This window comes from Streptomyces sp. B21-105, from assembly GCF_036898465.1.
Taxonomy (GTDB): Bacteria; Actinomycetota; Actinomycetes; order Streptomycetales; family Streptomycetaceae; genus Streptomyces.
Genome location: NZ_JARUMJ010000001.1, coordinates 134,589 through 147,781 on the forward strand (window position 1 = coordinate 134,589; position 13,193 = coordinate 147,781).

General features: G+C 69.5%; 1 protein-coding gene (only partly in view). It reads right to left on the minus strand.

Going from position 1 to position 13,193, the window contains the following annotated elements; translation table 11 throughout:
• Positions 1-13,193, minus strand: partial view of a non-ribosomal peptide synthetase gene (locus QA802_RS00670; RefSeq protein WP_334517308.1) — the 3' portion only. It continues 3,784 nt past the right edge of the window; only the last 13,193 of its 16,977 coding nucleotides appear in the window; its start codon lies beyond the right edge, outside the window; the stop codon is at positions 1-3.

Here is a 13,193-nt window from a genome sequence, read left to right on the forward strand (position 1 = left end):
TCAGTCCTTTCGTCCCAGCCAGGACGAGACGGCGGCCCACACCTCGCCCAGATTCGCGGGGTCACCCAACTCGTAGTGGGTGCACGGGATACGGGCTTCCGCGATCTCACCGGTCACATGGGGCTCCCAGAGCTCGCCGGTACGCCCGCCTTCCGGTGTGCTCCCCTCCGCGACGATCAGCAGGGCGTCGCCGTCGAATCGTCCGAACGTGTGCCCCGGGCGCAGCGACCGGTGGTTCTGGAGCACACGGGCCAGGGTCCGGTACTCCTCGTCCGTCATGGCGCCGATGGCGGTGCCTGCCTCCTGGCGGACCACCTCGATCAGGTTCTCGACCTTGGCGTCCAGATCCTCCTTTGGCTCGGCGTCCGGGCCGGCGGGCTCCTGGTCCGTCTGGTCATCCTGGTCCGTCTGGTCCTCCTGGTCCGGCCGCTGGGACCACGGGTACATGTCCATGATCACCAGGGCGCCGACCTCTTCCCCGGCGGCCCGCAGCTGGATCGCCATCTCGTGCGCGATCGGACCGCCGTAGGACCAGCCCAGCAGATGGTAGGGACCGCTCGGCTGCACCGAGCGGATCTGCTCGACGTAGTCCGCCGCCATCTCCTCGATGGACCGGGCGAGTTCCGTCGTCCCGTCCAGGCCCCGGGCCTGAAGACCGTACAGCGGGATGTCGGGGGCGACGTACCGCGTCAGGGGCATGTAGCACCAGCTCAGACCGCCCGCGGGGTGTACGCAGAAGAAGGGCGGTTCGCTGCCCTCGGCCCGGATGGGAAGCAGCACGTCGAGCGCGTCCCGTACGGACGACAACGACATCCTTTTCATGAGTTCCGCGGTCGTCGGGGCCGCGAACAGGTCACGGACCGCGATCGACACGCCCCGCTCCCGCAGCCGCTCCACCAGCCGGACCGCCAGCAGGGAGTGCCCGCCGAGGGCGAAGAAATCGTCGTCCACCCCGACCGACTCCACCCCGAGGACCTCGGCGAACGCCGCGCACATGCTCGCCTCCACCGCCGTGACCTCCCAGCGGGTGGCCTCCTCCCCCGTCGTGCTGTCTGGGACCGGCAGGGCCTTGCGGTCCAGCTTGCTGTTCGGCATCAGCGGCAGCTTCTCGATCACCACGACCGCCGACGGGACCATGTATCCCGGCAGCCGGTCCTGGGCCAGTGCCCGTACGGCCTGGGCGAGACCGTCGGTCCCCTCGGCGGCGGCGTCCCTGGTGGGCACCAGATAGGCGACGAGCCGCTGGTCGCCGGGAGCGTCCTCACGGATCAGCGCCACCGCCTGCGCCACCGAGGAATGCGAGGCCAAGAGCGCCTCGATCTCCCCCAGTTCGACCCGGAACCCGCGGATCTTCACCTGGTCGTCGGAGCGGCCGACGTACTGCAACTGACCGTCGACGGTCCACCGCACCACGTCGCCCGTGCGGTACATCCGCTCACCGCCGCCGCCGAACGGGCACCCCACGAAGCGTCCCGCCGTCAGTCCCGGCCGGCCCAGATAGCCGCGCGCCATGCCCTGGCCGGCGATGTACAGCTCGCCCGCCACGCCCGGAGGCACTGGGGCGAGAGCGTCGTCGAGGACGTACACCTGGGTGTTGCCGATCGGGCCGCCGATCGACGACGCATCGGCCGCGTCACCCCGGAGCTCCGCGGCGGTCGACCAGACCGTGGTCTCGGTCGGACCGTACAGGTTGGTCAGGGACGGCGTCCTGGCCAGCAGAGTGCGCGCCAGGTCGCTGGGCAGCGCCTCCGCGCCGATCATCGCGCGCACCCCCGTCCAGTCCACGGGATCATCGGCATCGGCCACCAGGCCGCGCCACAGGCTCGGTGTGGCGTGCACCATCGTCGTACCGGTGGAACGGATCAGTGCCCGCAGCGCCCACGGGTCGAGCACCTGCTCCTGCGCGGCGAGCACCAGCCGGGCGCCGTTCAGCAGCGGCAGATAGAACTCGAAGCCCGCCATGTCACAGCCATGCGTGCTGACCGCGAGGAGCCGGTCCTCGGCGCTCAGCGTGAACATGTCCTGCATGGACGCCAGGAAGTTCACGATCGCCCGGTGTTCGACGAGCACACCCTTGGGGCGTCCCGTGGACCCGGAGGTGTAGATCACCCACATCGGGTGCTCGGGCAGGAGGGCGGCCGTGCGCTCGCCGTGGGCCAACGGGCCACCGGCGAAGCCCGCCAGCTCGTCGACGACGGCGGGGTCGTCGAGGAGCACCACGGGCACGGCGTTGCGGCCCTCGCTCCCGACCTCGAACTCATGCAGCCTCGTCCGCATGCTCTCGCCGGTCAGCACGCACACCGCGCCCGAGTCCTCGATCACGTACGCGATCCGGTCGGCCGGGTAGTTGGGGTCGATCGGCAGGTAGGCGGCTCCCGCCTTGATCACGCCGAGGAGCCCCACCACCAGGTCGACCGTGCGCTCGAAGACGACCGCGACGATCGACTCCGGTCCCACGCCCCGGCCGGTGAGGTACCGCGCGAGGCGATTGGCCCGGGCATCGAGTTCCGCGTACGTCAACTCCACATCCCCGAAGGTCAGCGCGGTCCCGTCGGGGGTTCGGGCGACCTGCGCCTCGAACAGTCCGACGACTGTCTCACGAGGTACGTCGGCGTCGGTGTCGTTCCACTCGCTGAGCATGCGCTCCCGCTCGGTCCCGTCGAGTACGTCGACGGCGCTCAGACGTACGCCGGGATCGTCGGCAAGGGCCACCAGGACGCGCACGAATCGCTCGGCGATCCGCGAGACCGACTCGGGGTCGAACAGGTCCGCCGCCGCGACCATGGCGCCGCGCATCCCGGCCGGCGCACCCCCGGCGTCGAACATCTCGGCCACGCTGACGTCCAGGTCGAACTTGACGACCGACGTGGTGAGCGGGCTCTCGCCACGGTCTTCGGCGCGTGCCGGAGCTTCAGCGCCTGCGGGGACTGCGGGGACTTCGGTGCCTGGGGTGCCTGTGGGAAGAGCTCCGCGACGGGCCCCGAGGCCAGGCAGATCGAGCACCGCACCCGCCGTGTTCTGCAGCAGCAGCATCACCTGGAACAGCGGATGGCGGGCCATCGACCGGCTCGGGGACAGCTCCTCGACGAGGCGCTCGAACGGCACGTCCGGGTGGGCGAACGCCCCCAGACCGGCCTCCCGCACCCGCGCCAGCACGTCACGGAAGGTCGGATCGCCCGACAGGTCGGTCCGTAGCGCGAAGGTGTTGACGAAGTAGCCCACGAGGTCGTCGAGCGCCTCGTCGGTGCGCCCGGCGATCGCCGAGCCGATCGGGATGTCGGTGCCCGCACCGAGCCGGGACAGCAGCACCCCCAAGGCGCCGTGCAGCACCATGAACATCGTGACGCCCTCGGTCCGCGCCACCTCCTGGAGCCGTGCGTGCGCGTCCGCCGGGATCTCCAACGGCACCCGGTGCCCCCGGTGGCTCGGCACTTCCGGGCGTATCCGGTCGAAGGGCAGCTCCAGTTCCTCCGGGACGCCGGCCAGCGTCTCGCGCCAGTAGGCGACCTGGGCGGCGAGCAGACTGTCCGGGTCCTCGCTGTCACCCAGCACCTCGCGCTGCCACAGCGCGTAGTCCGCGTACTGGACCGGCAGCGGCACCCACTCCGGGACACCGCCCTCGCGCCGGGCCGCATAGGCCGTGGAGACGTCCCGGGCCAGCGGGGCCCACGACCAGCCGTCGGTGGCGATGTGGTGGACCACGACCACCAGCACATGCTCCACGGGCCCGGTCTCGAACAGCCAGGCTCGGATGGGCACTTCGGAGGCCAGGTCGAAGGTGTACGCCTCGGCCTCGGCAATCGCGGCCGCCAGCTCGCCCGGGGCCACGGCGGCCACGGTCAACTCCCAGTCCAGCTCGTCGAGGTCGAGGATGTGCTGGTAGGGGGTGCCGTCAGCCATCGGGAACACGGTGCGCAGCACCTCGTGCCGGCCGATCACGTCCCGGAAGGCCTCGCCCATCGCCGCGCCGTCCACGCCGCCGGTCAGCCGCGCGGCGACCGGGATGTTGTAGGTCGCGCTGGGACCTTCGAGCTGGGCGATGATCCACATACGGCGCTGTCCGTACGACAGCGGGGGCTGCTCGGGGCGCGCCCCTGCCGTCAGCGGAGCCCGCGCGGCGGTGGCTTCGGCCAGGCGGGCGGCGAATCCGGCGACCGTGGGAGCCTCGAAGAGCTCCCGGATCTCGGCTTCGACACCGAGGACGGTACGGATACGGCTGATCAGCCGGACCGCGAGGAGCGAGTGGCCGCCCAGCTCGAAGAAGTCGTCGTCGACGCCGACGCCGTCCAATCCGAGGACCTCGGCGAAGGCGGCGCACAGGATCTCCTCCCGCACGTTGGCCGGGCCTCGGCCGGCGCCCGCCATGCCCGCGAAGTCGGGGGCGGGGAGAGCAGACCGGTCGAGCTTGCCGTTCGCGGTCAGCGGCAGCGCGTCGAGGACCACCACCACCGACGGCACCATGTGCTCCGGCAGCCGACCGGCCGCGAACTGACGTACGTGTGCGGAGAGTTCACTGTCCGCCGCGTCCTCGTCGTCGGGTACGACGTAGGCCACCAGGCGGGTGTCTCCCGGCGTGTCCTCACGAGCTATCACAGCAGCCTGGACGACCTGCGGGTGTGCGGTCAGTACGGCCTGCACCTCACCCGGCTCGATCCGGAAACCCCGGATCTTCACCTGGTCGTCCGTGCGGCCCAGGAAGACGACCTGACCGTCCACCGTCCACTTCGCCCGGTCACCGGTGCGATACATCCGCCCACCGGTAGCGGAGAACGGGTCGGCGACGAACCGCTCCGACGTCAGTCCCGCACGCCCGACATAACCACGCGCAACACCAGCACCCGCGACATACAACTCACCCGCAACACCCACCGGCACCGGCTGCAACCGGTCATCCAGCACCCAGAAACGAGTGTTGGCGATCGGCGTACCCACGGGAACCGCCTCGCCCGAAACACGGTCCTGCGTCAGCCGGACGGTCGCGACACCGATCGTGGCCTCGGTCGGACCGTAGTGGTTGAACACCCCACACTCACCCGCGGCCGCCACCAGCTCCCGCACCCACGACACCGAAGCAGCCTCACCACCCAGCACCAACGACTTCGCCGGCAAGACACCTCCCAGACCACCACCAGCAGACAACGCCGCCAGATGCGAAGGCACCGCCTTGAGATAGTCGATCCGGTGCTCCCTCAGATACGCGGCCACGACAGCCGGATCCGTCACCGCACCCTCGTCCAGGATGTGCAGCTCACCGCCCGTGGCAAGAGCCGCGAAGACAACCGTGTTACCCAGATCCGTCGCCTGCGCCTGCAACAACGCATAACGACCACCCGGCTCACCGAACCCCACCCGCCCCGGAACCGACACCACATAATTCGCCAGACCACCATGGGTGACCGCAACACCCTTCGGCTGACCCGTCGAACCCGACGTATAAATCACATACGCCAACGCTCCTGCCGGAACGACCACGTCAGGCACGGTCGCCGCAGCCGCAGCAAGCTGCAACTCCATCAACGCACCGTCAACCGCCACCAGACGCCCCCGACCAGCCGGAAGCTCCTCGAGAACCTCCTCCGTCGTCAGCGTCAGCACCACACGGCTGTCACGGAGCATGTACGAGATCCGCTCCGTCGGCTGAGCCGGATCGATCGGCAGATAACCCGCACCCGCCTTCCACACACCCAAAATCCCCGCAACCATCTCCACACCACGCGGCAAAGACAGACCGACAACAGACTCCGCACCCACACCCTGGCCAAGCAGATAATGCGCGATCCGGTTCGCCCGAGCGTCCAGCTCCGCATACGACACCGACACACCGTCCGCGACCACCGCCACAGCATCCGGCGTCCGCGCCACCTGCGCCCCGAACACCTCATGCACCGCAACAGCAGGCACAACAACCGCCGTGTCATTCCACTCACCCACCACCCGACGACGCTCAACCTCATCGAGGATCCGAACGCCACTCAACCGGGACTCCGGCGCCCCGACCAAAGACTCCACCACCCGCGCGAAAGCCCCCGCAATCCGCCCGGCCCACTCCGCATCGAACAAGTCCAACGCCACCGTCACCGAACCACGCAGTCCTGCGGGAGCGCCGTCCGCGTCGAACGCCTCCTGGACCATCACGTCCAAGTCGAACTTGGCCGCTCGCCCACCTGTCGAGACACCTCCGGCGCGTGCGGTCGGCAGATCGAGCACCGCGTCAATGGTGTTCTGCTTGGTCAGGACCACCTGGAACAGCGGATGCCGGGCCAGCGACCGGCTCGGAGCCAGCTCCTCCACCAGCCGCTCGAACGGCACATCCTGATGCGCGAATCCGGAAAGGCCCAGCTCCCGTACGCGGGCCAGCACTTCGGTGAATTCCGGGTCTCCGGTCAGGTCCGCCCGCAGCACCAGCGTATTGACGAAGCAGCCCACGAGATCGTCCAGGGCTTCGTCCGTACGCCCGGCGTGTGCCGAGCCGATCGGGATGTCGGTTCCCGCGCCCAGCCGGGACAGCAACACCGCCAGCGCCGCCTGCAACACCATGAACGTGGTCACGCCCTCGGCACGCGCCAGCTCAACCAGCCGCGCGTGCACCTCGGCCGGGATCACGAGTGGCGCACCGTGCCCGCGGTGGGAGGCCACGGTCGGCCGCGACCGGTCGAACGGCAGCGCGAGCTCCTGCGGCGCGCCGGCCATCGTCTCACGCCAGTAGGCGATCTGCCGGGACATCAGACTCTCAGCGTCCCGCTCGTCGCCGAGCAGTTCGCGTTGCCAGAGGGTGTAGTCCGCGTACTGCACCGGCAGCGGCTCCCACTCCGGGGCACGGCCCTCGCAACGCGCCTTGTACGCCTGGGCGAAGTCCTTGGCCAACGGCGCCCGCGACCATCCGTCGCTGGCGATGTGGTGGACGGCGACCACCAGCACCTTTTCCTCTTCACCCGCGTCGAAGAAACAGGCTCGGATCGGCACTTCGGTCGCCAGGTCGAACGCGTACTTGGCGGCCTCGACGACGGCGTCGGCGAGATCCGCGGCCGCGACCTCGACGACAGTCAGGTCCCAGGTCAGCTCGTCGATGCCGAGCACGTGCTGGTAGGGCTCGCCGTCGTCGGCGATGCCGAACTTCGTACGCAGCACCTCGTGCCGGCCGATGACGTCCCGCAGCGCCATGCCGAGCGCGTCACGGTCCACGTCACCTGACAGGCGCAGGGTGATGGGGGTGTTGTAAGTGGCGCTGGGGCCCTCGAGCTGGCCGATGAACCACAGCCGCTGCTGGGCGAACGACAACGGCACGCGCTGCGGACGTTCGGTCGCGGTCAGCGCCGGGCGTGCCGTCTCGGCGCCGGTCAGGTGGGCGGCGAGTCCGGCGACGGTCGGCGCCTCGAAGAGCTCCCGCAGCGGCACCTCGACGCCCAGCACCGAACGTACCCGGCTGATCAGCCGTACCGCGAGGAGCGAGTGCCCGCCCAGCGCGAAGAAGTCGTCGTCGACGCCCACGTCCGGCAGGCCCAGGACCTGCGCGAACGCTCCGCAGAGCAGTTCCTCCTGGGGTGTGACCGGACCACGGCGCGTACCACCGGCCGCGTCGCCGTGGTCCGGGGCAGGAAGGGCCTTGCGGTCGAGCTTTCCATTGGCGTTGAGCGGCAGCGCGTCGAGGACCACGACGGCGGGGACCATATAGCCCGGCAGCCGTTCGGAGGCGAACTGTCGTACCGCTGTGGACGGTTCGACATCCTCGCCGCCCTCAGCCAGTACGACGTAGGCGACCAGGCGCTTGTCGCCCGGGATGTCCTCGCGGACGGTCACCACAGCCTGAGCAACCTGCGGATGCGCGACCACAGCCGCCTGGACCTCGCCCAGCTCGATCCGGAAACCGCGTACCTTCACCTGCTCATCGACCCGGCCCAAATACTCGACCTGACCATCACCGTTCCACCGCACCAGGTCACCGGTCCGATACAGCCGCTCACCCCCACCGAACGGATCGGCCACGAACCGCTCCGCCGTCAACCCCGCACGCCCCACATACCCACGCGCCAGACCCGACCCCGCGATATAGAGTTCCCCGGCCACACCCACCGGCACCGGCGACATCGCACCGTCCAGCACATACACCCGGGCATTCGAGATCGGCCGCCCGATCGGCACCAGCCCCTCGACATCCACGTCCGTGGACCACGCCGTCGCATACACCGTCGCCTCGGTCGGACCATAGATGTTCGCCACCCGGGCTTCCGGCAACGCCCCACGAATACTCCCGACCACATCCGCGGTCAGCGCCTCACCCGCCAACACCACCGCCCGCGGCCGCACAGAAAGCCCACCACCAGCCACCACCTGCGCAAACGCCGACGGCACACCACTGACCAGACTCACCGCCCCCACCCCGGCCCCACCATCAGCCAGCGCCAGCACATCGTCCACGATCACCACACTGCCGCCCGACACCAACGGACCGAACAACTCGAACACCGACACATCGAAGTTGAACGACGTCGACACCAACACCCGCGAGAAATCGGCACCGCCGAACTCACCGACCGCCCACGACAACAAGTTCACCACCGAACGATGCTCGACCACCACACCCTTCGGACGCCCCGTCGACCCGGACGTGAAGATCACATACGCCGGATTCTCCGGCCGCGGCCCCACGCCGGCGAGGCCACCGCCATCCAGGCGGGCCAGCTCCTCGACCACCGACGGCGCGTCCACCACAACCCGCGCCACACCGCCCGGCACCACACCCTCCACCGCCGCCGAAGTCAGCACCACGACAGCACCGGCATCCCCGAGCATGTAACTGATCCGCTCGGCCGGATACCCCGGATCAACCGGCAGATACGCACCACCGGCCTTCATCACACCCAGCAACGCCGCCACCGTCTCGACACCACGCCCCATACACACACCCACCACCGACTCCGCACCCACACCCCGCCCGATCAGCAACCGCGCCAACCGGTTCGCCCGCACATCCAACTCCGCAAACGACACCGACACACCATCCGCCACCACCGCCACCGCACCCGGCGACCTCACCACCTGCGCCTCGAACAACCCCACCACCGTCGAAGACGCAACCACAGCCCCGGTGTCGTTCCACTCCGACACCACCTGCCGCAACCCCGCCTCACCCAGGACCTGGACCGAACTCAACGGCACATCCGGACCACCGGCCAACACCTGCTCAAGCGCTGATACCAGCCCTTCCGCTGCTGTACGCACCAGCGCACCCACGGACTGCGGATCGACCGGAGTCACCGTGTGGACGTCCAGCGAGACGGAGTCCCCGTTGTCGTCGACCGAGACCATCAGCGGATAGTTGGTGCGCTCCCGGACGAATATCCTCCGGATCCCGTCGAGTCCCCCGTCGCGCCTCTCGTCCGCGCCGTCCTCGGAGCGCTCGGAGGCTTCGAAGCCCTGGCCGATGTTGTGCCGATAGTTGAACAGCGCGGTGAACAGCGGCGTATCGCCCGCCACCCCGCTGGCTCGCTGTGCCACGACGAGGGGCGCGTGCTCGTGCTCGAGCAGCCCCGCCAGCTGGCCACGCATCCCCGACACCGCAGCCGACACACCCACCGCGTCGGTACGTACCCGCACCGGCAGCGTGTTCATGAACGGGCCGGGCACGCGCTCGGCACCCGCCCCGGCGTTCATCCGTCCGAACAGGACCGTGCCGAACACCACGTCTTCTCGGCCGCTGACCGCGGCCAGCACCCGCGCCCACGCAACATGCAGCACCGTCGCCGCGCTCACCCCCGCCCGGCGTGCGGTCTCGCGCAGCCGCGTCTGGAGCTCCCGTGTGAAGGGGACTCGCGCACGTACCGTGTCCGATCCGACGCCTCGCACGTCCACGAGTCCGAACGGCGCGGTCGGCTCGGTCACGTCACCCAGCAGCTCGGCGAAGTACCGCTCATGCTCCGAGCTGTCCACGCCGGCACGGGCCTGCGCCACGAACTCCCGGAACGGCAGCGGGTCCACGAGCGTGTCGCCCCGCCCGGACAGGAGGGCCTGCACCTCCCCGAGCAGTACTTCCAGCGCGGTGTGGTCCTGCACCATGTGGTGGATCCGGACGACTGCCAGCCACCGGCCGTCCGGCGCACCCGCCACGTGCAGATCGATCAGCGGGGCCCGGTCCAGGCCCATCGACAAGCCGGCGGCCTCGAGCAGCTGCTCGGCGAGCGGTTCCTCGTCCCGGGGATCCAGCACCACTTGCCGTACGGGCAGCGTGGCGCGGCGCCACACCACCTGCACCGGCTCCCGCAGCCCTTCCCACACGATCGAGGTCCGGTAGATGTCGTGCCGGTCCACCACCCGCTGGAACGCGTCGACGAAGGCGTCGAGCCGCTCCCGCGAGTCGAATTCGACGGCTGTCGGGGTCACATAGGCGTCCTCGCCGCCGTCGGCCAGGAGGTGGTGGTAGAGCATGCCTTCTTGCAGGGGCGCGAGCGGATACACATCCGCCACGTTCGCCGCGCCGCCTTCGACCGTGGCGACGATCCGCTCGACCTCGGCGGTCGAAAGGTCCACCAGCGGCAGCATCTCCGGCGTGATGACGCTCGCGTCCGCCGGAATCAGGTTCTCGGGTACGGCGACCTGTTCCGCGCCCGCCGACCGCGCCAGTCCGGCCGGCGTCGACGTCTCGAACAGGGCCCGCACCGACACGGACACACCACGCGTCTGCAAGCGTGCCACCAGCCGAATCACCAACAGTGAATGACCGCCGAGCCGGAAGAAGTCGTCGTCTACGCCCACGTTCTCCAGGCCGAGCACCTCGGCGAACGCGGCACACAGAATCTCTTCCCGTGCGTTGGCCGGCCCCCGGCCCGTCCCGGCCTCGAATGTCGGGGCGGGCAGGGCCGTGCGGTCCAGTTTCCCGTTGGCGTTGAGCGGCAGCGCGTCAAGGGCCACGATCGCGGAGGGAACCATGTACGACGGCAACCGCCGCGCGACGAACTCGCTCACCCCTACCGTCAGTTGACCGTCGGCACCTTCGGCGGACACGACGTAGGCGACCAGGCGCTTGTCGCCCGGGATGTCCTCGCGGACGGCCACCACAGCCTGAGCAACCTGCGGATGCGCGACCACAGCCGCCTGGACCTCGCCCAGCTCGATCCGGAAACCGCGTACCTTCACCTGCTCATCGACCCGGCCCAAATACTCGACCTGACCATCACCGTTCCACCGCACCAGGTCACCGGTCCGATACAGCCGCTCACCCCCACCGAACGGATCGGCCACGAACCGCTCCGCCGTCAACCCCGCACGCCCCACATACCCACGCGCCAGACCCGACCCCGCGATATAGAGTTCCCCGGCCACACCCACCGGCACCGGCGACATCGCACCGTCCAGCACATACACCCGGGCATTCGAGATCGGCCGCCCGATCGGCACCAGCCCCTCGACATCCACGTCCGTGGACCACGCCGTCGCATACACCGTCGCCTCGGTCGGACCATAGATGTTCGCCACCCGGGCTTCCGGCAACGCCCCACGAATACTCCCGACCACATCCGCGGTCAGCGCCTCACCCGCCAACACCACCGCCCGCGGCCGCACAGAAAGCCCACCACCAGCCACCACCTGCGCAAACGCCGACGGCACACCACTGACCAGACTCACCGCCCCCACCCCGGCCCCACCATCAGCCAGCGCCAGCACATCGTCCACGATCACCACACTGCCGCCCGACACCAACGGACCGAACAACTCGAACACCGACACATCGAAGTTGAACGACGTCGACACCAACACCCGCGAGAAATCGGCACCGCCGAACTCACCGACCGCCCACGACAACAAGTTCACCACCGAACGATGCTCGACCACCACACCCTTCGGACGCCCCGTCGACCCGGACGTGAAGATCACATACGCCGGATTCTCCGGCCGCGGCCCCACGCCGGCGAGGCCACCGCCATCCAGGCGGGCCAGCTCCTCGACCACCGACGGCGCGTCCACCACAACCCGCGCCACACCGCCCGGCACCACACCCTCCACCGCCGCCGAAGTCAGCACCACGACAGCACCGGCATCCCCGAGCATGTAACTGATCCGCTCGGCCGGATACCCCGGATCAACCGGCAGATACGCACCACCGGCCTTCATCACACCCAGCAACGCCGCCACCGTCTCGACACCACGCCCCATACACACACCCACCACCGACTCCGCACCCACACCCCGCCCGATCAGCAACCGCGCCAACCGGTTCGCCCGCACATCCAACTCCGCAAACGACACCGACACACCATCCGCCACCACCGCCACCGCACCCGGCGACCTCACCACCTGCGCCTCGAACAACCCCACCACCGTCGAAGACGCAACCACAGCCCCGGTGTCGTTCCACTCCGACACCACCTGCCGCAACCCCGCCTCACCCAGGACCTGGACCGAACTCAACGGCACATCCGGACCACCGGCCAACACCTGCTCAAGCCCGGACACCAGGCCGTCCACCGCGGTGCGCACCAGCACCGCCACCGCGCGCGGATCGACCGGTGCCACCGCGTCCACGGCCAGGGAGATCGAGTCCCCGTTGTCGTCGACCGAGACCATCAGCGGATAGTTGGTGCGCTCCCGCGAGTACACCAGCCGGATGCCCTCCATCGCGCCGGCCCGGCCTTCGTTCTCGTCGTGCCGACCGCTGTTGTGGCGGTAGTTGAGGAACGACGTGAACAGGGGGGTGTCTCCGGGGACCCCGCTGGCCCGCTGCGCCAGCGCCAGCGGTGCGTGCTCATGCTCCAGCAGGCCCGCAAGCTGGTCGCGCATCGCCGCCACCGCCGCGAGTACGTCCGTCTCTTCGGTCCGGACACGTACGGGCAGCGTGTTGATGAACGGACCCGGCACACCGTCCGCGTCCGTTCCGGTGTTCATCCGGCCGAACAGGACGGTGCCGAACACCACGTCGGTCCGGCCGCTGACCACGGCCAGAACGCGCGCCCATGCGACATGCAGTACCGTCGCCGCACTGACACCCAGCTGCCGGGAGGCATTCCGCAGCCGCTCGTGCAGATGCTCGTCGAGGGGAACCCGGGCCCGCACCGCGTCGGCTCCGTCACCACGCACGTCCACGAGCCCGAACGGTGCCGTCGGCTCCTCGACATCCCCCAGAAGCTCGGCGAAGTGCCGCTCGTGCTCCGCACGTTCCACCCCGGACCGCGCCTGAGCCACGAAGTCGCGGAACGGCAGCG